Source organism: Blastococcus sp. URHD0036 (assembly GCF_000701365.1).
Classification (GTDB): domain Bacteria; phylum Actinomycetota; class Actinomycetes; order Mycobacteriales; family Geodermatophilaceae; genus Trujillonella.
On the sequence record NZ_JNIK01000017.1, the window covers coordinates 296,965 to 320,602 of the forward strand.

Sequence of the window (23,638 nt, forward strand, 5' to 3'; positions counted from 1 at the left end):
TACGCCTGCCCCGTGACCCCGACCGCGCCCTCCCTCGCCTCCGCCCTCGACCTGTCGCAGTACCGGCTGCAGGCCCTGCCCGAGGAGGGCTCCGACGAGGACTGGGACGACGACGGCGAGCTGTACGGCCCCGACGGGCGGCGGGTCGAGACCTGGCGGGAGGACTACCCCTACGACGAGCGGCTGGCCCGCCCGGAGTACGACCGGGAGAAGCGCCGGCTGCAGATCGAGCTGCTGCGCTTCCAGTACTGGGTGAAGGAGACCGGCCAGCAGGTCGTCGTCGTCTTCGAGGGGCGCGACGCCGCGGGCAAGGGCGGCACGATCAAGCGCTTCACCGAGCACCTCAACCCGCGCGGCGCGCGGGTGGTCGCGCTGGACAAGCCCTCGGAGCGCGAGCAGACGCAGTGGTACTTCCAGCGGTACGTCAGCCACCTGCCGGCCGCCGGCGAGATCGTGCTGTTCGACCGCTCCTGGTACAACCGCGCCGGCGTCGAGCGGGTGATGGGCTACGCGTCCGAGGAGCAGTACCAGCGGTTCATGCGCCAGGCGCCGGAGTTCGAGCGGATGCTCGTCGACAGCGGCATCACGCTGGTCAAGTTCTGGTTCTCGGTCTCCCGGCGCGAGCAGCGCACCCGGTTCGTCGTCCGGCAGCTGGACCCGGTGCGGCAGTGGAAGCTCTCCCCCACCGACCTGGCCTCCCTGGACCGGTGGGACGACTACACCGCCGCCAAGGAGGCGATGTTCGCCGCCACCGACACCCCGTGGGCGCCGTGGACGGTGATCAAGAGCAACGACAAGAAGCGGGCCCGGCTGGCGGCGATGCGCTTCCTGCTGTTCCGGTCGGACTACGACGGCAAGGACGACGCCGTCGTCGGCCGGCCGGACCCGGCGATCGTGGTCGCCGCCGCCGACGTGCTGGAGGCCGACCGTCAGGCGCTGGAGGCCGAGCCGGCCGCCGGCTGATCAGCCCGGGGCGCCCGACGTCGACATGCCCAGGAGCGCGCCGGCCTCGACCTTGAGCTGCAGGCCGGTGACGTAGCGGGAGGCGTCCGAGGCCAGGAAGAGCACGGCCTCGCTGATGTCGTTGGCGTCGAGCGTGGTCACCGGCATCTTGTGCATCGAGGCGAAGCCGGGCTCGGCGTCGGCCCGGGTCGGGTTCTCCAGGTCCGGCCGGAACATCTTGTACATCATCTCGTTCTGCAGCATCGGGGTGTCGATGTTGCCGGGGTGGACGGCGTTGACCCGGATGCTCTGCGGGGCCAGCTCGGCGGCCAGGTCGTGCACGAACCGGGCGACCTCGCGCTTGGCGAACGCGTAGCCCGCGCCGCCACCACCGCCGGAACCCACGCCGCCCATCATCGCGGCCATCGAGCCGGTGCAGATGATGGAGGCGCCGGCGGAGAGGTGGTCGAAGGCCACCTCCACGGTGGTGATGACCCCGACGAGGTCGACGGTGACCGCGTCGAACCAGGCCCGCGAGCCGTGGCTCGCGCCCAGCGGACTGATCCCGGCGTTGGCGACGACGACGTCGAGCCGCCCCAGCTCGGCGACGCCCGCGTCGACCGCGGTGGCAAGCTGCGCGCGGTCCCGGACGTCGGCCACCCGGGTGACCACCCGCCGGTCGAGGGCCTCGACCTGCCGCGCGGTCTCCGCGAGGTCGGCCTCGGTCGCCATCGGGTAGTCCACGGACCCCATCTGCGCGCAGATGTCCACGGCGATGACGTCGGCGCCCTCCCGTGCCAGCCGGACGGCGTGGCTGCGGCCCTGCCCCCGCGCCGCTCCGGTGATGAACGCGACCTTGCCCTGCAGGCTGCCCGCCATGGTCCGACTCCGCTCCGCTGCGTTTACGAGACGCGACGGATTGTTAGTCGGCGGGAATGCCGGTGTCCAGGCCCGACAGCAGCACGTCGACGAGCGCGTCGGCGTCGTCGGCGGTCATCGGGGCGGTGTGGGCCAGGGCGCGGTAGAGGAGGGCACCCACGAGGGCGTCGGCCACCGCCCCCAGCTCGGCGCCGGCCCGCAGCCGGCCCTCGGCGACCCCCGCCGCGAGCCGGGCGACCAGCGCCGCGTGGAAGGGGCCGGTGAACTGCTCGTACAGGCGGGCGGAGTCGGTGTCCCGGTCGGAGGCGGCCGCGGCCAGCGCCCGGATCACCGCCGCCCCGCCGGGCTCGGCCAGCCAGGCGGCCGCCGCGCGCAGCCAGTCGCGCAGATCGGTGACGACGTCGCCGGTGTCGGCCGGCTCGCGCCCGGCTGGGACGAGGTGGCCCGACAGCGCGGCCTCGGCGACGACCGCGGACTTCGACGGCCACCGGCGGTAGACCGTCTGCTTGCCGACCCCGGCCCGCGCCGCGATGGCCTCCATCGTGAGGCGCTCGTAGCCTCCGGCGACCACCAGCTCGGCGGCCGCGCGGAGGATCGCCTCGTGCGCCCGCGGGCTGCGCGGCCGGCCACGCTGCTTCGCAGGCACGGCGGGGAGCCTAGGGGTGGGCGGGCCGGTCGGTCGCCGGCCCTACGCGCCGGTAACTTCGGCGGTAACGTGCGGCACATGTCGCTCGCCGATGAGCTGGACACCGTCACCGCGTCCACCGCAGGGACTGTCGACCGGCACGCCACCGCCCAGACCTTCGAGTCCACCGACCCGGCCACGGGCGCCGTCGTGGGGGTCTTCCCCGTCCACGACGCGGCGGCCGTCGCCGAGACCGTGGAGCGCGCCCGCCCGGCCGCCCGCGCCTGGGCCGAGCTCGGGTTCGACGGCCGGCGCACCCGGCTGGCCGCCTACCGCGGCTATCTGGCCCGGCGGATGCACGAGCTGGCCGACCTCGTGCACCGCGAGAACGGCAAGACCCACGCCGACGCGATCCTCGAGATCACCCTCGCCATCGACCACCTGGCCTGGGCGGGCAACCACGCGAAAAAGGTGCTCGGCCCGCGTCGCGTCCCGGCCGGGATGCTGGCCGCCAACCACGCCGCCTACCTGGAGTACCAGCCCCTCGGCGTGGTCGGCGTCATCGGCCCGTGGAACTACCCGGTGTTCACGCCGATGGGCTCCATCGCCTACTCGCTGGCCGCCGGCAACGCCGTCGTCTTCAAGCCCTCGGAGCACACCCCTGCCATCGGCGCGTGGCTGGCCGCGGCCTGGCGGGCCGCCGTCCCCGACGCCGCCGACGTCCTCCAGGTGGTCACCGGGTTCGGCGAGACCGGGGCGGCGCTGTGCGGTGCCGGCGTCGGCAAGCTCGCCTTCACCGGCTCCGCGCCGACCGGCCGCAAGGTCATGGCCGCCTGCGCCGAGACGCTGACCCCCGTGCTCATGGAGCTCGGCGGCAAGGACGCGATGATCGTCGACGACGACGCCGACGTGGCCGCCGCCGCCGACGCCGCCGTGTGGGGAGCGATGAGCAACGCCGGGCAGACCTGCATCGGCATCGAGCGGGTCTACGCCACCTCCGCCGTGTACGACCGCTTCGTCGCCGAGGTCACCGCCCAGGCGCGCGACCTGCGCCCCGGCTCGGACGACGACGCCGCCTACGGGCCGATGACCATGGCCTCGCAGACCGACGTCGTCCGCCGGCACCTGGCCGACGCGACGTCCACGGGTGGACGGGTGCTGGTCGGCGGGACGGTCGACGGGCGCTACGTCTCCCCCACCGTGATCGTCGACGCCCCCGAGGACTCCGCCGCCGTCCGTGAGGAGACGTTCGGGCCGACCATCACCATCACGCGGGTCCGCGACGCCGAGGAGGCGCTGGAGCTCACCAACGCCAACGCCCACGGCCTGGCCGGCTCCGTCTACTCCGGCTCGCGGGCGAAGGCGATGGACCTCGCCCGCCGGATGAGAAGCGGCATGACCTCGATCAACTCGGTGCTGACCTTCGCCTCGGTGCCGGCACTGCCCTTCGGCGGCGTCGGCGAGAGCGGCTTCGGCCGGATCCACGGCGAGGACGGGCTCAAGGAGTTCACCCGCGCCAAGGCGATCACCCGCAAGCGGTTCTCGCTGCCGGTCGACCTCATGAGCTTCGGCCGGCCGGCGCAGGCCACCGACGCGCTCGCGCGGGTCATGGGCATGGTGCACGGACGGCACCGGTGAGGAACCTGACCGCCGAGTACGACGTCGTCGTCGTCGGGGCCGGGTCGGCCGGCTGCGCGCTCGCCGGGCGGCTGACCGAGGACCCGTCGCTGCGGGTGCTGGTGCTCGAGGCGGGCGGGTCCGACGACGTCCTCGAGGTGCAGATCCCCGCCGCGCTCTACAAGGTCTGGCGCACCCGGCGGGACTGGAACTACACGACCGAGCCGCAGCCGGGTCTGGGCGGCCGACGGCTGTTCTGGCCGCGCGGGAAGCTGCTCGGCGGCTCCTCGTCGATCAACGCGATGATCTACATCCGCGGTGCTGCGGCCGACTACGACGAGTGGGCGCAGCTGACCGGCGACCCGTCGTGGTCCTACGAGTCGGTGCTCCCGCTGTTCCGCCGGATGGAGGACAACTCCCGCGGCGCCGACGCCTTCCACGGCGCCGGCGGACCGCTGCGCGTCGAGGACCCCCGCTCGCCGCACGCCTGGTCGCGAGCGGCGGTCGAGTCGGCCGTGGCCGCCGGGTACCCGCGCAACGCCGACTTCAACGGCGCCGACCAGGAGGGCGTGGGCCTCTACCAGCTCACCCAGAAGCGCGGCCGGCGCTGGTCGGCGGCCGACGCCTACCTGCACCCGGTCATCGACCGCCCCAACCTGACGGTGCTGACGGGAGCGATGACCACCCGGGTGCTGGTCTCCGGCGGCCGGGCCACCGGCGTCGAGTACCGCCGGGGCGGGCAGCTGCACAGCGTGCACGCGGCCGCCGAGGTCGTGCTCGCCGGCGGGGCGACCAACTCCCCGCAGCTGCTCATGCTCTCGGGGATCGGACCGGGTGGGCATCTGCGCGACGTCGGCGTCGACGTGGTGCACGACCTGCCCGGCGTCGGCAGCGGTCTGCAGGACCACCCGCTGGTGCCCACGATCTGGCACACCCGGCACGGCAAGTCGCTGTTCCGGGCGGAGTCGCCGTCGGGGTACGCGAAGTGGTTCGGCGCCCGCCGCGGTCCGCTCACCTCCAACCTCGCCGAGGCCGGCCTGTTCACCCGGTCCCGGCCGGACCTCGACGCCCCGGACCTGCAGTACCACTTCCTGCCGGTCAAGTTCTGGCGCCAGGCGGAGGTCGACCCCGACGTCGACGCGTTCACCGCCGCGGCCGTGCTGGTGAGGGTTCACTCGCGGGGCTCGGTGCGGCTGCGTTCGGCCGACCCCACGTGGGCGCCGGCCATCGACGCGGGTTACCTCACCGACGAGCGCGACCTCGACGCGCTGGTGTGCGGCGTCGAGAAGGCCCGCGAGATCGCCGCGACCGGGCCGCTGGCCGACGTCCTCGCCGACGAGTGGTCGCCCGGGCCCGCCGTCCGGTCGAGGGAGGCGCTGCGGCAGTCGGTCCGCGACACCCTCGAGTCGCTGTACCACCCGGTGTCCTCGTGCCGGATGGGCACCGACGACCAGTCCGTCGTCGACCCGCAGCTGCGGGTCCACGGGGTCGAGGGGCTGCGGGTGGTCGACGCCTCGGTCATGCCGACGCTGGTCCGGGGGAACACCAACGCTCCGACGATCATGATCGCCGAGCGGGCGGCCGACCTTATCGCCGACCGCACCCTCACCCCCGCCTGAGTGGAGTGCCACAGCGCAGGTTTCCTGCGCTGCGGCACTCCGCTTCAGCCGTGGGCCTGGTCGGCGGCGGCGGTCTGCGGCTCGCTCGGCAGGGTCGAGGGGACGGCGGCGGGCGGCGGGATAGCGCGGGTGATCGACACCGACATCAGCGCCGCGGCCAGGCACAGTCCGCCGGCCAGCACCCAGGCCAGATCGTAGGAGCCGGTGACGTCGCGGATGACGCCGCCGCCGAAGGCCGCGAACGCCGAGCCGATCTGGTGCGAGGCGAACACCCACCCGAACACCACCGGCGCGCGGGACCCGAAGTTCTCCCGGCACAGCGCCAGCGTGGGCGGCACGGTGGCCACCCAGTCCAGGCCGTAGAAGACGATGAACACGACCATGCTCGCGTGCAGGTCCGGCCCGAACAGCGCCGGCAGCAGGAAGAGCGAGGCACCGCGCAGGCCGTAGTAGGCCAGCAGCAGCATCCGCGGGTCGACCCGGTCGGTGAGCCAGCCCGAGAAGATCGTGCCGGCGATGTCGAAGACCCCGACCACGGCGAGCAGCCCGGCCGCCGTGGTCACCGGCATCCCGTGGTCGTGCGCCGCCGGGATGAAGTGCGGCTGAACCAGCCCGTTGGTCGACAGCCCGCAGATGAAGAAGCCGCCGGCCAGCAGCCAGAAGACCCGCGACCGGGACGCCGCCACCAGCCCCTGGACGGCGGTGCGCGCGGCGCCGGAGCGGACCGGGTCGACGTCGTCGGCGGCGGTCCCGCCGTAGGGGACGGCACCGACGTCGCGCGGGCGGTCGCGCAGCAGCCACGCCACCAGCGGGACGACGGCCAGCGCCGCGGCGGTCGTGCCCAGCGATGCCGCGCGCCAGCCCCAGGTGCCGTCGATCCAAGCGACCAGCGGCAGGAAGACCAGCTGCCCGGCCGCGCCACCGGCGGTGAGGACGCCGGACACCAGCCCGCGTCGGGCGACGAACCACCGCCCGGTCACGGTCGCGACCAGCGAGAGCGCCATCGACCCGGCGCCGAGGCCGACCAGCACGCCCCACAGCAGCACCAGCTGCCAGCTCGCGGTCATGAAGACGGTCAGCCCGCTGCCGAGCGCGACCAGCAGCAGCGCGCAGATCACCACCCGGCGGATGCCGAACTTCTCCATCAGCGCGGCCGCGAACGGCGCGGTGAGCCCGTACAGCGCCATGTTCACCGCGACCGCGGCGGAGATCGTCGAGACCGACCAGCCGAACTCGTCGCGCAGGGGGTCGATGAGCACGCCGGGCACCGCGCGGAACGCGGCCGCCCCGACCAGCGCGAGGAAGGTGACCGCGGCGACCCCCCACGCGGGGTGGATGCGGCGGGAGGCCCGGACGGGGGCGATCGGGGGCAGGGCGGTGCTGGTCACGCCGGAGAGCATGACCGCCGGGGGGCGGTCCGACGAGTGGCCCGACAGCCAACATGTGCAAACATCCGGCCATGACCCCAGGCCCGAGTCCGGCCATGACAGGAACGCCGGCGCCGGAGCGGCACGAGGTCGTCGTCCTCGCCCTGCCGAACTGCGTGGCCTTCGAGCTCGGACTGCCCCACCGGCTGCTCGGCTCCGCCGTCGACGCCGACGAGCGCCCGCTCTACCGCGTGCGGGTCGCGACCCTCGACGGCGGCCCCGTCCGCACCTCGGCCGGCTTCAGCGTGCTGCCCGAGCACGACGCCACGGCGCTGGCGACCGCGCGGACCGTCGTCATCCCCGGGGTCTACGGCGGCCCGGCCATGACCGAGGGCCGGGTGTCCGAGGAGCTCGGCTCCGCACTGCGCGACGCGGCGGCCCGCGGCGCCCGCCTGATGTCGATCTGCACCGGCGCCTTCGTGCTCGCCGCCGCCGGGCTGCTCGACGACCGGCCCGCCACCACGCACTGGATGCACGCCGACGCCTTCCGCCGGCACTACCCCGGCGTGCGGCTGGACCCCGGCGTGCTGTTCGTCGACGACGGCGACGTGCTCACCTCCGCCGGCAACGCCGCGGGCATCGACCTGCTCCTGCACCTCGTCCGGCGCGACCACGGCAGCGAGGTCGCCAACCGTGCCGCCCGGCGCAACGTCGTCGCCCCGTGGCGCGAGGGCGGGCAGTCGCAGTTCGTCGAGCGGCCCCTCCCCGAGCCCGGCGGCGCCGGCACCGCGGCCACCCGGGCCTGGGCGGGCGAGCACCTCGGCGAGCCGCTCACCCTGGCCGAGCTCGCCGCCCACGCGCGGATGAGCGTCCGGACCTTCACCCGGCGCTTCCGCGAGGAGACCGGCGTCTCGCCGCTGCGCTGGCTGGCCGCCCAGCGGCTGGCGCTGGCCCGTCAGCTGCTGGAGTCCACCGACGCCTCGGTGGACCGGGTCGCCGCCGACGCAGGGTTCGGCACGCCGGCGTCCCTGCGCCAGCACCTCAGGGCGGCGATCGGCGTCGCCCCGCACGCCTACCGGCGCACCTACCGCGGCGCGACCGCCGGCGACATGTGACCGGACACTCCCCCGTCCGGGGGACGCGCTCGCGGCCCCGTCTGGTTGAGTAGGGGTATCCGGCGCCGATCCGCCGCCCAACCGGGGCAGCAGGATGCGACGTCGGGCCGAGGCTGCGCCACCGAGGTGCGCCCGGTCGTCCGACGTCCCGCTGAAGTCGTTCGCGCCGCCCTGCTCTCCGCAGGTGAGCCGGCGCGCGCCTCCCGCCGGGGATGTCGTGCGGCCACTCGATCGTCGAGGACACCGCTTCCATGAGCTCCCCCCAGAACACCCCCGCCCCCACCGGCTCCGCCGGGGACGGCCGCCCGCGCCGTCGCCGCGGCGGCCGCGGCCGCGGCACCCGCCCGGCCGGCGACCAGCCGCAGGGCACCACGACCACCGCGACCCAGGCCCCGCGCCCGGTGGCCGCGCCCGCACCCGCTCCCGTCGCGCCCGTCGTCCCCGTGGGTGACGTCGCCACCGTGCTGCCCACCGACACCACCTTCGCCGAGCTCGGCGTGCCCGCTCCGCTGGTCGAGGTCCTGACCGCCAGCGGCATCACCGCGCCGTTCCCGATCCAGGTCGCCACGCTGCCCGACACCCTCGCCGGGCGCGACGTGCTCGGCCGCGGCCGCACCGGCTCGGGCAAGACCCTCGCCTTCAGCCTGCCGCTGGTGGCCCGGCTCGCCGCCTCCGACAGCCGCCGGGCGCCGAGGAGGCCCCGGGCGCTGATCCTCGTGCCGACCCGCGAGCTGGCCAACCAGGTCGCCGCCGTCGTGAACCCGCTGGCCACCGCGCTGGGCATGCGCACGACCGTCGTCTTCGGCGGCGTGGGCCAGAACCCGCAGGTGCAGGCGCTGTCGGCCGGAGTCGACGTGCTCATCGCCTGCCCGGGCCGGCTCGAGGACCTCATCGGCCAGGGCCACGCCGACCTCTCCGCCGTCGAGATCACCATCCTCGACGAGGCCGACCACATGGCCGACCTGGGCTTCCTGCCCGGCGTCAAGCGGCTCCTGGACCGGACGCCGAAGGTCGGCCAGCGGCTGCTGTTCTCCGCCACGCTGGACAACGGCGTCGACGTCCTGGTCAAGCGCTACCTGTCCAGCCCGACGACGCACTCGGTCGACCCCGCGGTCGCGCCGGTGTCGACGATGACCCACCACGTCTTCCGGGTCGACGCCGCCGACAAGGGCGAGGTCGTCAAGCAGCTCGCGTCCGGCGAGGGCCGCAGCGTGCTGTTCATGCGCACGAAGCACCAGGCGAAGAAGCTCGCCAAGCAGCTCACCGCCGCCGGGATCCCGGCGGTCGACCTGCACGGCAACCTCAGCCAGAACGCCCGCGAGCGCAACCTCGAGGCCTTCAGCACCGGCGAGACCCGCGTGCTCGTCGCCACGGACATCGCCGCCCGCGGCATCCACGTCGACGACGTCGCGCTGGTCGTGCACGTCGACCCGCCGGCCGAGCACAAGGCCTACCTGCACCGCTCGGGCCGCACCGCCCGCGCCGGTGCCGGCGGCATCGTCGTCACCATCGCCACCCCCGACCAGGCCGGTGAGGTGCGGATGCTGACCCGCCAGGCCGGGATCACCCCCGAGGTGGCGGCCATCAAGCCCGGCGCCCGAGAGATCACCGCGCTGACCGGGCCGGCCGCGCCCTACGTGGAGCCGGCCCCCGCGCCGGCTCCCCAGCCCCAGGGCCAGGGCGGCGGCCGTCGCCGCCGTTCCGGCGGGGGCACCGGGACCACCTCCTCGGCCACGCCGGCCGGGGGCCGGGGCGGTTCCGCCCGGACCGGCGGCTCTGCCCGGAGCGCCGGACCGGCGCGCACCCGCGCCGAGCTGGCCGCCCGCGCGGGCACGCACTCGGCCGCGGCGGTCAGCAGCCGCTCGCGCCGCGCCCGCTGATCGCCGGTCGACCCCCCGGTGCTCCACCGGGGGGTTGACCAGCGGGCCCCGGGGCACAGCACGGTCGGCCGGGCCGCACGGCCCGCCGTCCGACTGATCAGCGAGGTGCCCCCATGGGTCTGCCCATCACCCTGTCCGAGATCGGCCCGCGGATCTCCGCCGGCGCCTTCATCCTCAACAGCGGGCTCGGCAAGCGCGGCGCCGACGAGGCGACCGCCGCCGGCCTGCACGGGTTCGCGGCCGGGACCTATCCGTTCCTCAAGAAGGTCGAGCCGGCGCAGTTCGCGCAGGGCCTGGCCGCGGCCGAGATCGGCATCGGCGCGGCGCTGCTGACGCCGTTCGTGCCGACGTTCCTCGCCGGCGCACTGCTCACCGGCTTCTCCGGCGGGCTGCTCGGGCTGTACCTGAACACGCCGGGCCTGCGGAAGGAAGGCAGCCTCGCGCCGACGCAGGAGGGGCTGGCCGTCGCCAAGGACGTGTGGCTGCTCGGCATCGGCGTCGGACTGCTCACCCGCGGCGCGATCGAGCGGAAGCCGCGGATCACGGTGAAGAAGGCGCGCAAGCAGGCGGACAAGCAGGCCAAGCAGGCCGCCCGCGAGGCCCGGCGCGCCGCCCGCGCGGCCTGACGCCGCACCCCGGGTCGAACCGTCCCGGGGTCGGCCGCCGAAGACCGGGTGACACCGAGGTGCTGCCTCCCGGATGATCGGCTGGACCGGACCCCGGTCTCGGCGAGGTCACGAGCTCCTGGGAGAACCCTGGACGAGGGTTCCGGCAACTGTTTCAAGGTTGCAGGATCTCGGTGGGACGGATGCCGCCCGGCATCCCGTCCGCCGTCCACGAGGAGGAACCCCGTGACCCGTCCGACCGGCAGCACCCGCCGAGCCCGCCGCGCGGGCGTCGGCCTGATCGCCGCCGCCCTCGTCACCCTCTCCGCCTGCGGGAGCGACGACGACGGGGGCGGCGGCGACGACAGCGCGGCGACGAGCAGCAGCTCGTCCTCCGGCGCCGGCTCGTCCTCCAGCCCCAGCGAGACCGCCAGCGGCGCGCCCGGCGCCGGCGCGACCGACGCCGTGCAGACCCTCGCCGTCACCTCCGTGGACTTCGACTTCGAGCTGGACTCGACCGACCTCGCGGCCGGCGACTACACGATCGAGCTCACCAACGGCGGCAGTGCCACCCACGACCTCGTGGTCGAACGCGACGGCGAGGACGTCGCCAAGACCGAGAACGTGAGTCCTGGACAGTCCAGCGCCGTCACCGTCACGCTGGAGCCCGGCGAGTACGTCTTCTACTGCTCGATCGGCAACCACCGCGCCATGGGCATGGAGGTGACGGTGACCGTCACGTGAGCGTGCCGGTGGCCGAGCGCCGCGGCAGCGGCGCCGCCGTCGCACTCCTGCGGATAGCCGGCGCCGGGCTGCTCCTCGCGATCGCCGGCATCCACCTGTACCTCTGGCAGGACGGTTACCGCGACATCCCGGACATCGGCAACGCATTCATGGCGCAGGCCGTGCTCGGGATCGGCGGAGCGCTGCTGCTCCTGGTCTCTCCGGCGCGCTTCGTGCGGGGCGCGGCCGTCCTCGGAGCTCTCTTCTCCGCCGGATCGCTGCTGGCGCTGTTGCTGTCGAGCGTGAAGCTCTTCGGACGCGACCCCGGGATGTTCGACTTCGTGGAGTCCCCGGCAGCGAACCTGTGGGGCGAGACGGTCCTGGTCGAGGTGGCTGGACTGGTGGTCCTCACGGTGCTCGCGGTCGTCGCTCCTCGACTGCGGCGGTGAGCCAGGGGGATCCGCCGGGTCGGGTACCGGCGGATCCCCCGGCCGTCAGTTGCCGCTGGAGAACGCGGCGTCGAAGGCCGCGGCCGGCGGGTCGAAGGCCAGCCGGCGGACGAAGGCCAGCGCCTCGGGCGCGCCGACCAGGCGGTCCATGCCGGCGTCCTCCCACTCCACCGAGATCGGGCCGTCGTAGCCGATCGTGTTGAGCATCCGGAAGCAGGCCTCCCACGGAACGTCGCCGTGTCCGGTGGAGACGAAGTCCCAACCGCGCCGGGGGTCGGCCCACGGCAGGTGCGAGCCCATCCGGCCGTTGCGGCCGTTGCCCACCTGCTTCTTCGCGTCCTTGCAGTCGACGTGGTAGATCCGGTCGCGGAAGTCCCACATGAACCCGACCGGGTCGAGGTCCTGCCAGACGAAGTGGCTCGGGTCCCAGTTCAGCCCGAACGCCTCGCGGTGGCCGATGGCCTCCATCGTGCGGACCGTCGTCCAGTAGTCGTAGGCGATCTCCGACGGGTGCACCTCGTGGGCGAACCGCACGCCGACCTCGTCGAAGACGTCGAGGATCGGGTTCCAGCGGGCCGCGAAGTCGGCGTACCCGTCGTCGATCATCGACTCCGGCACGGGCGGGAACATCGCCACGGTCTTCCAGATCTTGGACCCGGTGAAGCCGACGACGGTCTTCACGCCGAGCCGCGCGGCGGCGCGGGCGGTGGCCTCCATCTCGCGGGCGGCCCGCTGCCGGACGCCCTCGGGGTCACCGTCGCCCCACACCCGCGGGTTGACCATGCCGCGGTGCCGCTCGTCGATCGGGTCGTCGCAGACGGCCTGGCCGTTGAGGTGGTTGGAGATGGCCCACACCGACAGGCCGTGCTTCTCCAGCAGGCCGAGCCGGTCGGCGACGTAGGCGTCGTCCTCCGCGGCACGGACGACGTCGAGGTGGTCGCCCCAGCAGGCGATCTCCAGCCCGTCGTACCCCCAGTCGGAGGCGAGCCGGCACACCTCCTCGAAGGGCAGGTCGGCCCACTGGCCGGTGAACAGGGTGACGGGGCGGGGCATCGATGCTCCTTCAGATCCGGGTGAAGACGGAGTCGTTCGCGGCGCTGCGCTCGACGGCGTCGAGCACCCGCTGCACCTGCAGCCCGTCGGCGAACGACGGCGCCGGGTCGGCGTCCTTGGCGATGGCGGTGATCAGGTCCACGACCTGGTGGGTGAAGCCGTGCTCGTAGCCCAGGCCGTGCCCGGCCGGCCACCACGCGCCGACGTAGGGGTGCTCGGGTTCGGTGACGATGATCCGCCGGAACCCGGCCGTCTCCGCGGGCTCGGTGCCGTCGTAGAACTCCAGGACGTTCATGTCCTCGAAGTCGAACGCCAGGCTGCCCTCGGACCCGTTGAGCTCGATGCGGATCCCGTTCTTGCGGCCCAGGGCGAAGCGGGTGGCCTCGAACGTGGCGACGGCGCCACCGGAGAAGCGGCCGAGGAACAGCGCCGCGTCGTCGACGGTCACCTCGCCCATCCCCTCCCCCGCGACGCCGGACAGCCCGCTGCCGGACGCCGCGAGCGGCCGCTCCCGGACGAAGGTCTCGGTCAGCGCGCTGACGCCGGTGATGACCTCGCCGGTGATGTGCTGGGTGAGGTCGACGATGTGCGCGCCGATGTCGCCGAGCGCGCCCGACCCCGCCTTGTCCTTCTCCAGCCGCCAGGACATCGGCGCCGAGGGGTCGGCGATCCAGTCCTGCAGGTAGGCCGCGCGGACGTGCCGGATCCGGCCGAGCCGGCCCTCGGCGACCAGCTGGCGGGCGAGCGCGACGGCCGGCACCCGCCGGTAGGTGAACCCGACCATCGACCGGACCCCCCGGGCGGCGGCGCGGGCGGCCGCCTCGGCCATGGCCTCGGCCTCGGCCACCGAGTTGGCCAGCGGCTTCTCGCAGAGCACGTGCTTGCCGGCCTCGAGCGCGGCGATGGCGATCTCGGCATGGGTGTCGCCGGGCGTGCAGACGTCGACCAGGCCGACGTCGGGCCGCTCGACGACCCGGCGCCAGTCGGTCTCCACCGACGCCCAGCCCAGGCGGGCCGCGGCGTCGGTGACCCGGGCGCGGTCGCGGCCGGCGAGGACGGTCAGCTGGGGGCGCAGGGGCAGGTCGAAGAAGTGGGGGGCGGTGCGCCACGCCTGCGAGTGGGCCGCGCCCATGAAGGCGTGACCGATCAGGCCCACGCCGAGGGTCGGGCGGTCGGACGAGGTCATGAGGGTGCTCCCGGGGTGGGGTGGAGTCGCTCGGTGACGGAGACCGTCACCGAGCGACTCCGACGACGCGGGTCGGTCAGGACTCGAACGCGTTGTCGATGTACTGGTCGACGTTGTCCGCGGTCACGACGGGGGCGTTGAGGACGACGGTGCGCGGCACCTCGACCTCGACCAGGTCCGACATCGCCTTGTCCTGCGCGATGAGGCGGGCCAGGCGGATGCCGTCGGCGGCCTGGGTGTGCGGGTAGATGACCGTGGCCTCCAGCACCGACTCCCCGGACTGGATCTCCCGCATGGCGTTGGCCGAGCCGGCGCCGCCGACCATGAAGAACTCGTCGCGGCCGGCGTTCTGGATCGCGGCGAGGACGCCGACACCCTGGTCGTCGTCGTGGTTCCAGATCGCGTCGATCTGCGGTGCGGCCTGCAGCAGGTTGGAGGTGACCTCCTCGCCGGACTCGACCGTGAACTCGGCCGCGACGCGGTTGCTCACCTCGAGCCCGCAGTCGCTCAGCGCGTCGGCGAAGCCCTGGCTGCGGTCCTGGGTCAGCGGGAGGGAGTCGATGCCGGCGATCTCGGCGACCACCGCGTCGGGCTGGTCACCCAGCCGCGAGCAGATGTAGGTGCCGGCGGAGACGCCCATGCCGTAGTTGTCGCCGAGGACCGTCGCGCGGGCGGCGAACGGGCTGTCGAACTCGCGGTCGATGTTGATGACCGTGATGCCGGCCTCCATCGCCTCGAGCGCGACCGGCGTCAGGGCGGCGCCGTCGAAGGGCAGCAGCACGATCGCGTCGACGCCGTCGTTGATGAATGTCTCGACCTGGCTGATCTGGGCGGCCACGTCGTTGGTGCCCTCGGCGACCACCAGCTCGACGTCGTCGTAGTTGTCGGCCTCGGCCCGTGCGGCCTCGGTGATGCCGGCCATCCAGCCGTGGTCGGCGGCGGGTGCGGAGAACCCGATGGTGACGGTCTCGCCGGTGTCGTCGTTGTCGCTCACGGCCTGGGTGCCGCCGTCGGACCCCTCGTCGTCGTCGGAGTTGCCGGTGCAGCCGGCCACCAGGGCGCCGGCGCCGACGAGCGCGATAGCGGTGGACGTCAGCCGCCGGAAACGGCGCTGCCTCGTTGCAGACATGTCTTCTCCTCGGGTGGTGGCTCCCTGGCGCGGGACGGCCAGGTGGACGGTGGGGTGCGGGAGGGTCAGCCGGCGCCGGGGCGGTCGCCGCCGGGCGCGCCGGGCACGCTGCCGCCGGTGACGGCGCCGGCCGGGGAGCCGGTGAAGGCGCCCTGTTCGGCCGGCGGGGCGCCGCCGCGGCGGAAGCTGAAGCCGCCGGTGGCCAGCCGCTGCTGCAGGAGGACGGCGGCCACGATGATCACGCCGCGGGCGACGTCCTGCGCGGAGCTGGACAGGTCGTTCAGGGTGAAGACGTTGCCGAGCGTGGTGAAGATGAGGACGCCGAGCACCGAGCCGACGATGGTGCCGCGCCCGCCGATCAGCAGGGTCCCGCCGATGACGACCGCGGCGATGGCGTCGAGCTCGTACAGCTCGCCGTGGCTGGCGCTGCCGGTCGTCGTCCGGGCCATGAGCATGACCGCGGCGATCCCGCAGGTGATGCCCGACAGGACGTAGAGCTTGACCGTGTGCCGCTGCACGCGGATGCCGGCCAGGCGGGCGGCCTCGGCGTTGCCGCCGACGGCGAACGTGCGGCGGCCGAACGTCGTCCGGTTGAGCAGGATCCAGCCGGCGACCGCGACGACGGCGAAGACGATCACGATGACCGGGATCCCGAGCACGTCGGCGGTGAAGAAGTCGAGGAAGTCCCGGTCGCGGATGATCTGCGTCTTGCGGTCGGAGATGATCTCCGCGAGACCGCGCGCGGCGGCCAGCATGGCGAGCGTGGCGATGAAGGCCACGAGCTTGCCGTAGGCGATCACCACGCCGTTGACCAGCCCGGCGCCCGCGCCCACCGCCAGCGCGGTGAAGACCATGACGATCCAGTGGACGTCCTCGGCCATCTGCTGGGTCGCCACCGTCGTGGCCCAGACCGACGAGAGGGCGACCAGGGCCCCCACCGACAGGTCGATCCCGCCGCCGATGATCACGAACGTCATGCCCACGCTGACCACGCCGATGACGGCGGCCAGCCGCAGGATCGTGAGGACGTTGTCCACGTCGGCGAACCGGTCGCCGGCGGTGATGACGCCGACGATGCACAGGATGACCAGGGCGACGACGAGCCCCAGGTTCCGGCCGACCGGTCCGGCCAGGAAACTCCCGCCGCCACGCGTCGGGCCGGCCGGCCCCCCACCGGTCTGCACGGGTGCTGCCGTCGCGGTGCTGCCCTCGCTCATGCCACGTCCCCTTCGTGCTGCGTTGCCGGGACGCCGCCGTGCGTCGTCCCCTCCATGACCAGGTCGAGCACGCGGTGCTCGTCGAGCGCGCCGGCCGGTTCCTCCGCCAGGACGCGCCCCTCGGCGACGACCAGGACCCGGTCGGCCAGGCCCAGGACCTCCGGGATCTCGCTGGAGACGACGACGACCGCGACGCCGCGGTCGGCCAGCGCGCGGATCAACGCGTAGATCTCCGAGCGCGCGCCCACGTCGACGCCACGGGTGGGCTCGTCGAGCAGCAGCACGCGGCAGTCGCGCAGCAGCCAGCGGGCGAGCACGACCTTCTGCTGGTTGCCGCCCGACAGCGTGCGGACCTCGCGGGTGACGTCGCCGGGCCGCACGTCCAGCGCGGTGACCTGCTCCTGGGCGGCGGCGCGCTCGGCGCCCCCGGACAGGAAGCCGCCACGGGCGAAGCGGCTCAGGCTGGAGATGCTGATGTTGTTGGCCACGGACTCGCCGAGCAGCAGCGCCTGGCTCTTGCGCTCCTCGGGGGCCAGGCCCACCCCGGCGGCGACCGCGGCCCCGACGTCCCCGGCCCGGAGCCGCCGGCCGGCCACCCGCACCGACCCGGCGGTGGCGCGGCGGGCGCCGTAGAGGGTCTCGAGGATCTCCGAGCGGCCCGAGCCGACCAGCCCGGCGAGGCCGACGATCTCGCCGGGCCGCACCGTGAACGAGACGTCGGAGAACGACCCCCGCAGGGAGAGGCCCTCGACCGCGAGCAGGGGCTCCTGGCCGGCCGGCAGCGGCGCGGAGCGCTCCGGGAAGACGTACTCGATCGTCCGGCCGGTCATCAGCGTGATGACCTCGCGGGTGGGGGTCTCGCGGGCGGGCAGGCCGGTGGCGACCGTGGCGCCGTCCTTGAGCACGGTGATCCGGTCGCCGATCTGGCGGATCTCCTCCAGGCGGTGGGAGATGTAGACGACCGCCACGCCGTCGGCCGTGAGGTCACGGATGACCCGGAACAGCCGCTCGACCTCCTCGTTGTCGAGGACGGCGGACGGCTCGTCCATGATGATCAGCCGCGCGTCCTGGGACAGGGCGCGGGCGATGCTGACCATCTGCTGGGCGGCGGCAGACAGCGACCCCACCTCCGTGCCGGGCCGGATCTCCGGGTGGCCGAGCCGGGTGAGCAGCGCCGTGGCCGCGCGCGAGGCGTCCGCGGCGCGGGTGAAGCCGAACCGCGACCGCTCCCGACCGAGGAAGACGTTGTCGGCCACCGTCAGCCCGGGGACGAGGTCGAGCTCCTGGTAGATCGTGGCGATGCCCAGCTTCAGGGCCGCCTGGGGGTCCCCCAGGACGACGGGGCTGCCCTGCCAGGTGATCGTCCCTGCGTCGGGCTGGTGCGCGCCGGCGAGGACCTTGATGAGGGTCGACTTGCCGGCGCCGTTCTGGCCGAGCAGGCAGTGCACCTCGCCGGGGCGGACGTCGAGGTCGACGCCGCCCAGCGCGCGGACCCCGGGGAACGTCTTGACGATGCCGTGCATCTCCAGCAGCGAGGGCTGCGCCAGGGACGGGGTCACCGGGCCTCCAGCGGGTCGGGGCGTCAGCGGACGTCGGCCCGCGGATCGCTCCCGCGGCACTTCTGCTCAACGCTGACCATTAGTGCGTGCAGGCGTGAACATATGGGCGGCGTCACATTCCGGTCAAGCGCCGCGGGGACGGTTACCGAACCGCAACGTGCCCGCGCCCCGGGCGACGGCCGGAGATCAGGGGCGGACGGCCCCGGGAGGCCAGCTCAGCGGGCCAGGGCCTGGTGCACCGAGTCGTCGTCGAGGAAGCCCTCGATGGCCATGAGAGCGGCGCCGAGGCGACCGGAGAGGTCCGGCGCGGCGCTGACCGTGATCTCCAGGGACCGGGCGGCCAAGGGCATCGACCGCCGGTAGACCGCCTCGCGGATGCCGGCCAGGAGCGGGATGCCGGCCTGGGCGACCCCGCCGGTCATGACGATCCGGTGCGGGTTGAAGAAGTTGACCAGCGCGGCCAGCACGGTGCCGATCGTGCGCCCGGCGGCCCGCACCAGCTCCAGGGCCCGGCCGTCGCCACGCGCGGCGAGCTCGACGACGTCTCGGGCGCTGGAGACCGGCAGGCCGGCCTCGAGGGCGTCGCGCAGCAGCGCACCCCCGCCGGCCAGCGCCTCCAGGCAGTTGACGTTGCCGCACCGGCAGAGCACCTCGCGCCCGTCGGGCTGGGCGACGTGGATGTGCCCGATGTCGCCGGCGCTGCCCTGGGCGCCCCGGTAGATGCTGCCCTCGACGACCACCCCGCAGCCGATGCCGGTGCCCACCTTCACGACCAGGACGTCCTGGTCGGAGCCGGCCACCCCCATCTCGCCGAGCGCCATGACGTTCACGTCGTTGTCGACGAAGACCGGGCAGTCGTAGCGGCGGAACGCGTGCGGGATCGGGTGGTCGTGCCAGCCGGGCATGATCGGCGGGTGGGACGGCCGGCCGGTCGAGAACTCCACGGGGCCGGGGACGCCCACCCCGACGGCGCGCACGTCGGTACCGGGCAGGCCCGCCTCGGCGAGCACCTGCTCGGCCAGCCGCACGACCTCGGCCAGCACCGGCCCGGGCCCCTCGGCGATGTCGATGTCGTGCCCGGCCGACGCGATCACCTGGGCGGACAGGTCGGTGACGGCGACGTCGACGCTGGTCACCCCGAGGTCGACGGCGAGCACGCAGCCCGCCCGGCTGTTGAAGCGCAGCAGCGTCGGCGGCCGGCCCCCGGTGCTCCAGCCGCGGCCGCCCTCCTCCAGGAAACCCGCGGCGATCAGCTGGTCCACGCGGGCGCTGACGGTGTTGCGCGCGGCACCGGTCAGGGCCACCAGCTCGGCCCGGCTCCGCGCCCGGCCGGTGCGCACGTGGTGCAGCAACGCGCCGGCCGAGGCGGAGGTGGAGGCCATGGCGTCATGGTGACACGCCCGACGCCTCCTCCCCGCCCGGTGCGGGGTCCGCCCCGTCGCGGGCCGCGCGGAGGAGGCGGGCGACGGCGTCCGGGTGCGTCTGCACGGTCATGTGCGCCGCTCCGGGCAGCTCCACCAGCCGGCCGCGCGGCGCCGCGGCGGCCACGGCCGCGGCGAACGGCCCGGAGCAGAGCCGGTCCCGGCTCCCCCGGACCACGGTCACCGGGACGACGACGGCCGCCAGCCGGGCCGCGATCGGATCGGGCGCCGCGCGCCGCCAGAGCGCCGCCATCGCCCGCGGCCCGGTGGTCAGCCACTGGGCGAGCACCAGCGGGGCCTGCCACCACGGCTCGGCCCACGCCGTGGCCAGCCAGCGCCCGGTCAGGCCGCGCACCGAGCGCAGCCGCGGATCGGTGGTGGGCCCCAGCAGGACGACGGCGGCCACACGGACGTCCGTCGCCGCGGCGGCCACCACCTGGCAGCTCTGCGAGTGGCCGACCAGCACCACCGGGCCGGGGCCCAGCTCGGCGAGCAACCGGGCGGCGAGTCCGGCCGGAGGCGGCACCGGACCGCGCAGCCCCATCCCGGGGAGGACGACGACGTCGGCGCCGATCCGACGGCGCACCCGGGCCGAGGAGCGGTGGTCCAGGCCGAGTCCGGGCACGAGGACCAGGCGGGGCGCGGACATCCCCCCGGTCTACCGGCGACGACGTCCGATCGCGATCCGGCCGGGCCCGCGTGAGGACCGGTCCGGCGGGTAGGAGTCCCCACTGTGTCGTGGGTCGCCCGGGTCCCGGCGGTGCGGAACCGAGTGGAAGTGGGAGGATGAAGTCATCATGACGACATCACGAGCGGTCACCCGAACGGACGACAGCGTCGAGGCGACCCACACGTCCGGGCGACCGCGGGTCGTCATCATCGGCTCCGGCTTCGGTGGCCTCTTCGCCGCCAAGGCACTCAAGCGGGCCCCCGTCGACGTCACCGTCATCGGGAAGACGAGCCACCACCTGTTCCAGCCGCTGCTCTACCAGGTGGCCACCGGGATCCTCTCCGAGGGCGAGATCGCCCCGGCCACCCGCGAGATCCTGCGCGGGCAGGAGAACGCCCGGGTGGTGCTGGGCGAGGTCATCGAGATCGACCTGGCCGCCCGCACGGTCACCTCGACCGTGCTGGGCCGGGTCACCGTGCACCCCTACGACGAGCTGATCGTGGCGGCCGGTGCGGGCCAGTCCTACTTCGGCAACGACCGGTTCGCCGAGTTCGCCCCCGGCATGAAGAGCATCGACGACGCGCTCGAGCTGCGCGGCCGGATCTTCGGCGCCTTCGAGCTGGCCGAGATCGCCACCTCCCAGGAGGACATCGACCGGCTGATGACCTTCGTCGTCGTCGGCGCCGGCCCGACCGGGGTGGAGATGGCCGGGCAGATCGCCGAGCTGGCCCGCCGCACCCTGCGCAAGGACTTCCGCAACATCGACCCGACGCAGGCCCGCATCATCCTGCTCGACGGCGCTCCGCAGGTGCTGCCCAGCTTCGGCGAGAAGCTCGGTGACCGCGCCCGCCGCCAGCTCAACGGCATGGGCGTGGAGGTGCAGCTGGGCGCCATGGTCACCGACGTCGACGCCTACGGCCTGGAGGTCAAGGACCCCGACGGCGAGATCCGCCGGATCGAGGCCGCCACCAAGATCTGGGCCGCCGGCGTGCAGGCCTCGGGTCTCGGCCGTGTCCTCGGCGAGCAGTCCGGCGCCGATGTCGACCGCGCCGGGCGCATCTCGGTACAGCCGGACCTCACGCTGCCCGGCCACCCCGAGGTGCACGTCGTCGGCGACATGATGGCGCTGGACAAGCTCCCCGGCGTCGCCCAGGTCGCCATCCAGGGCGGCCAGTACGCGGCGAAGGCGATCACGAACCGGCTCCAGGGCAAGCCCGCGCAGAAGCCCTTCCACTACTTCGACAAGGGCTCCATGGCGACCATCTCGCGGTTCTCCGCGGTCGCCGACATCGGCAGGTTCAAGTTCGAGGGCTTCATCGCCTGGATGCTGTGGCTGGTCGTGCACCTGATGTACATCGTCGGCTTCAAGAGCCGCATCACGACCGTCTTCCACTGGCTGATCAGCTTCCTGGGCCGCGGCCGCTCGCAGCGGGTGGCCACCCAGCAGCAGGTCTACGCCCGGCTGGCGCTCGAGGAACTCGGGCCGGAGTTCTCCGCCTCCAAGACCGGCGGGCAGAAGGACGAGGCTGCCGCCGCGCAGGAGGACGTCACGGAGCGCCGGTCCGCCTGACGAACCCGCGAGCAGTGTGCGGCGAGGGCCCGTTCCGACTCCGGAACGGGCCCTCGGCGCACGGTGCCCGGCGCGCCGCCGGACGGAGCCACGTCAGGCGGAGCCGGGCTCGGCCATCTTCGCGTGCGCGGCGGACTTCACCCGGTCCGGCAGCACGCTGGTGGCCGCGGCCTGCGCCTTGGTCATCAGCGAGCCGGCGACCACCTTGTCCTTGCCGGCCATGAGCGCCTCGAAGCCCTGCTTCGCGACCTGCGCCGGGTCGTCCTTGGGGCCCGTGCCGATCTTCGTGTCCAGCAGGTCGCCGCGCTCGAAGAACTCGGTGTCCGTCGGTCCGGGCATCAGCGAGGTGACGGTGACACCGGTGTCGCGCAGCTCCTGGGCCAGCGCCTCGGACAGCGACTGCAGAAACGACTTCGACGCGTTGTAGACCGCCTGGTAAGGCCCCGGCATCGTCGAGGCGATCGACGAGGTGATCAGCAGCTTCCCCTCGTCACGGGCGGCCATGTCGCGCAGGAAGAGCTTGGCCAGCCGGAAGGTGGCCGTGACGTTCAGGTCGATGATCGCCTGCTCGTCCTCGATCGGGTTCTCCACGAACGGGCCGCCCTTGCCCACACCCGCGTTGAGCGCCACCGCCGCGACGGGCCGTCCGGTCGCGGCCACCGCGGCGTGGAGGCCGGCCACGCCGTCCCGGGTGCGCAGGTCCAAGCGGACGGCGGAGACGTCGACACCCTCGGCGCGGAGCTGGTCCGCGGCGGTGTCGAGTTCGGCGTCCTCGGCGTTGACCACGAGGTCGAAGCCGTGGGTGGCGAACTGGCGGGCGAGCTCGAGACCGATGCCGCTGGAGGCACCGGTGACGACGGCGAGGGGTCGTGAGGTCATGGCGGTACCGGTACCCCGCCGGTCTGCCAGGACACCCGCGATCCCGTGTTCGCCCACGGCGGACCGGCCCCCACAGCGGCTCCGACCGGCGTTCACTCGGAGGCGTAATCGCGTAATCAGGAGGGTCGCCATGGACCGGGACACCGCCGCGCTGGACGCCTACTCGGCGACCGTGACCGCCGTCGCCGCCGAGCTCGCGCCGCACGTCGCCGCCCTGCAGGTCACCGGCCCCGACGGGCGCGGCGGTGCGGGCTCGGCGGTCGTCGTGCCCGGCGACCGGCTGCTGGTCACCAACGCGCACGTGGTCGGCCGGGCGCGCACGGGGCTGGCCGTGTTCTCCGACGGCTCGGAGAGCGCGGTCGACGTGGTGGGCGCCGACCCGCTGTCGGACCTGGCGGTGGTCCGGGCGCGCGACGGCGTGCCCGAGCCGGCCGTCCTCGGGGACGCGGCGGCGTTGCGGGTCGGCCAGCTCGTCGTCGCCGTCGGCAACCCGCTGGGGCTGGCCGGCTCGGTCACCGCGGGCGTGGTCAGTGGCCTGGGACGCTCGCTGCCCACGCGGGACGGCCGGACGGCGCGCGTGGTGGAGGACGTCATCCAGACCGACGCCGCGCTCAACCCCGGCAACTCCGGCGGCGCACTCGCCGACTCCGCCGGCCGGGTGGTCGGCATCAACACCGCCGTCGCCGGGTGGGGCCTGGGACTCGCGGTGCCGGTCAACGACACGACGCGGCGGATCCTCGCCGCGCTGGTCGCCGACGGGCGGGTGCGCCGGGCCTACCTCGGCCTGGTCAGCACCCCCGCTCCGTTGCCCGCCGAACTGGCCGCGCGCACCGGGCGGCGGCGGGGGCTGCGGGTCGTCGACGTCGTCCCCGGCTCCCCGGCGGCGCGGGCCGGCCTGCGCGCCGGCGACTTGGTGCTCGAGGCCGGCCGCTCCCCCGTGGCCGAGGCGCAGAGCCTGCAGCGGCTGCTGTTCGCCGAGGCGGTCGGCACCCCGCTACCGGTGACGGTGCACCGCAACGGCGCGATGGTCGACGTGGTCGCCGTCCCCACCGAGCTCACCGGCTGATCCCGGCGCGTCCCCCCATGGGGGTGGGGCGACCTCCCGACCTGCAGGACCGCCGTCCCCCGGTCGA

At 74.2% G+C, this 23,638-nt stretch carries 21 protein-coding genes; 10 read left to right on the top strand and 11 right to left on the bottom strand.

Features of this window, described 5'->3' with window-relative positions; translation table 11 throughout:
* The first annotated feature begins 12 nt into the window (after window positions 1-12).
* The gene (ppk2, locus tag N555_RS0119775; RefSeq protein ID WP_231503021.1) at window positions 13-963 is read left to right on the top strand and encodes a polyphosphate kinase 2; all 951 of its coding nucleotides are present in this window, start codon (window positions 13-15) and stop codon (window positions 961-963) included.
* On the opposite strand, the gene N555_RS0119780 is transcribed toward ppk2, so the two are convergent.
* Both N555_RS0119780 and N555_RS0119785 read right to left on the bottom strand, forming a co-directional pair.
* Window positions 964-1,821 (bottom strand): mycofactocin-coupled SDR family oxidoreductase, encoded by an 858-nt coding sequence (locus tag N555_RS0119780; protein WP_029433227.1) that lies wholly within the window; start codon window positions 1,819-1,821, stop codon window positions 964-966.
* Window positions 1,822-1,864: 43 nt separating this feature from the next.
* Window positions 1,865-2,467 (bottom strand): TetR/AcrR family transcriptional regulator, encoded by a 603-nt coding sequence (locus N555_RS0119785; protein ID WP_029433228.1) that lies wholly within the window; start codon window positions 2,465-2,467, stop codon window positions 1,865-1,867.
* Window positions 2,468-2,545: 78 nt separating this feature from the next.
* On the opposite strand from N555_RS0119785, the gene N555_RS0119790 reads away from it, so the two are divergent.
* A complete protein-coding gene (locus N555_RS0119790) occupies window positions 2,546-4,084 on the top strand; it encodes an aldehyde dehydrogenase family protein (protein ID WP_029433229.1) in 1,539 nt (512 codons plus the stop codon).
* A complete protein-coding gene (locus tag N555_RS0119795; protein WP_231503022.1) occupies window positions 4,081-5,682 on the top strand; it encodes a GMC family oxidoreductase in 1,602 nt (533 codons plus the stop codon). Before N555_RS0119790 ends, N555_RS0119795 begins: the two co-directional genes overlap by 4 nt.
* A gap of 44 nt (window positions 5,683-5,726) precedes the next feature.
* Here the strand turns inward: N555_RS0119795 and N555_RS0119800 are convergent, their stop codons facing one another.
* Window positions 5,727-7,070 (bottom strand): MFS transporter, encoded by a 1,344-nt coding sequence (locus N555_RS0119800; protein WP_231503023.1) that lies wholly within the window; start codon window positions 7,068-7,070, stop codon window positions 5,727-5,729.
* Window positions 7,071-7,165: 95 nt separating this feature from the next.
* On the opposite strand from N555_RS0119800, the gene N555_RS0119805 reads away from it, so the two are divergent.
* The 5 genes from N555_RS0119805 (at window position 7,166) to N555_RS0119825 (ending at window position 11,821) form a co-directional block, all read left to right on the top strand.
* Window positions 7,166-8,164, top strand: a complete 999-nt coding sequence (locus N555_RS0119805) for a GlxA family transcriptional regulator (RefSeq protein ID WP_029433232.1) — start codon at window positions 7,166-7,168, stop codon at window positions 8,162-8,164.
* Window positions 8,165-8,415: 251 nt separating this feature from the next.
* The gene (locus N555_RS0119810) at window positions 8,416-10,044 is read left to right on the top strand and encodes a DEAD/DEAH box helicase (protein WP_231503024.1); all 1,629 of its coding nucleotides are present in this window, start codon (window positions 8,416-8,418) and stop codon (window positions 10,042-10,044) included.
* A gap of 113 nt (window positions 10,045-10,157) precedes the next feature.
* Window positions 10,158-10,670 (top strand): hypothetical protein, encoded by a 513-nt coding sequence (locus N555_RS0119815; RefSeq protein ID WP_029433234.1) that lies wholly within the window; start codon window positions 10,158-10,160, stop codon window positions 10,668-10,670.
* Window positions 10,671-10,895: 225 nt separating this feature from the next.
* Entirely contained in the window at window positions 10,896-11,393 is a 498-nt protein-coding gene (locus N555_RS0119820; protein ID WP_051684274.1) for a cupredoxin domain-containing protein, read from the top strand.
* Window positions 11,390-11,821, top strand: a complete 432-nt coding sequence (locus N555_RS0119825; protein WP_081866371.1) for a hypothetical protein — start codon at window positions 11,390-11,392, stop codon at window positions 11,819-11,821. Before N555_RS0119820 ends, N555_RS0119825 begins: the two co-directional genes overlap by 4 nt.
* A 45-nt stretch (window positions 11,822-11,866) precedes the next feature.
* Here N555_RS0119825 and N555_RS0119830 read toward each other — a convergent pair whose 3' ends face one another.
* The 7 genes from N555_RS0119830 to N555_RS0119860 form a co-directional block, all read right to left on the bottom strand.
* Window positions 11,867-12,874, bottom strand: coding sequence for a sugar phosphate isomerase/epimerase family protein (locus N555_RS0119830; protein ID WP_029433237.1), 1,008 nt, complete (start codon window positions 12,872-12,874; stop codon window positions 11,867-11,869).
* A 10-nt stretch (window positions 12,875-12,884) separates the two neighbouring features.
* Entirely contained in the window at window positions 12,885-14,060 is a 1,176-nt protein-coding gene (locus N555_RS0119835; RefSeq protein ID WP_029433238.1) for a Gfo/Idh/MocA family protein, read from the bottom strand.
* A 76-nt stretch (window positions 14,061-14,136) separates the two neighbouring features.
* Window positions 14,137-15,189 carry a substrate-binding domain-containing protein gene (locus N555_RS0119840; RefSeq protein WP_029433239.1) on the bottom strand — a complete coding sequence of 351 codons (1,053 nt, stop codon included), beginning with the start codon at window positions 15,187-15,189 and terminating at the stop codon, window positions 14,137-14,139.
* 65 nt (window positions 15,190-15,254) lie between these two features.
* Window positions 15,255-16,406 (bottom strand): ABC transporter permease, encoded by a 1,152-nt coding sequence (locus tag N555_RS0119845; RefSeq protein WP_029433240.1) that lies wholly within the window; start codon window positions 16,404-16,406, stop codon window positions 15,255-15,257.
* A complete protein-coding gene (locus tag N555_RS0119850) occupies window positions 16,403-17,965 on the bottom strand; it encodes a sugar ABC transporter ATP-binding protein (RefSeq protein WP_231503026.1) in 1,563 nt (520 codons plus the stop codon). The genes N555_RS0119845 and N555_RS0119850 overlap by 4 nt, the downstream gene beginning before the upstream one ends.
* Before the next feature lie 215 nt (window positions 17,966-18,180).
* On the bottom strand, window positions 18,181-19,347 hold the full coding sequence (locus tag N555_RS0119855; protein WP_029433242.1) for an ROK family protein: 1,167 nt from the start codon (window positions 19,345-19,347) through the stop codon (window positions 18,181-18,183).
* A 4-nt stretch (window positions 19,348-19,351) separates the two neighbouring features.
* The gene (locus N555_RS0119860; RefSeq protein WP_029433243.1) at window positions 19,352-20,035 is read right to left on the bottom strand and encodes an alpha/beta fold hydrolase; all 684 of its coding nucleotides are present in this window, start codon (window positions 20,033-20,035) and stop codon (window positions 19,352-19,354) included.
* A 148-nt stretch (window positions 20,036-20,183) separates the two neighbouring features.
* Here N555_RS0119860 and N555_RS0119865 point away from each other — a divergent pair, with 148 nt between their 5' ends.
* Complete coding sequence (locus tag N555_RS0119865) at window positions 20,184-21,626, top strand: NAD(P)/FAD-dependent oxidoreductase (RefSeq protein ID WP_029433244.1); 1,443 nt, start codon at window positions 20,184-20,186, stop codon at window positions 21,624-21,626.
* Between the two features lie 93 nt (window positions 21,627-21,719).
* On the opposite strand, the gene N555_RS0119870 is transcribed toward N555_RS0119865, so the two are convergent.
* Window positions 21,720-22,505, bottom strand: coding sequence for an SDR family NAD(P)-dependent oxidoreductase (locus N555_RS0119870; protein ID WP_029433245.1), 786 nt, complete (start codon window positions 22,503-22,505; stop codon window positions 21,720-21,722).
* A 130-nt stretch (window positions 22,506-22,635) separates the two neighbouring features.
* Between N555_RS0119870 and N555_RS0119875 the strand changes: the two genes are divergently transcribed.
* Complete coding sequence (locus N555_RS0119875; protein ID WP_029433246.1) at window positions 22,636-23,571, top strand: S1C family serine protease; 936 nt, start codon at window positions 22,636-22,638, stop codon at window positions 23,569-23,571.
* Window positions 23,572-23,638 lie beyond the last annotated feature (67 nt).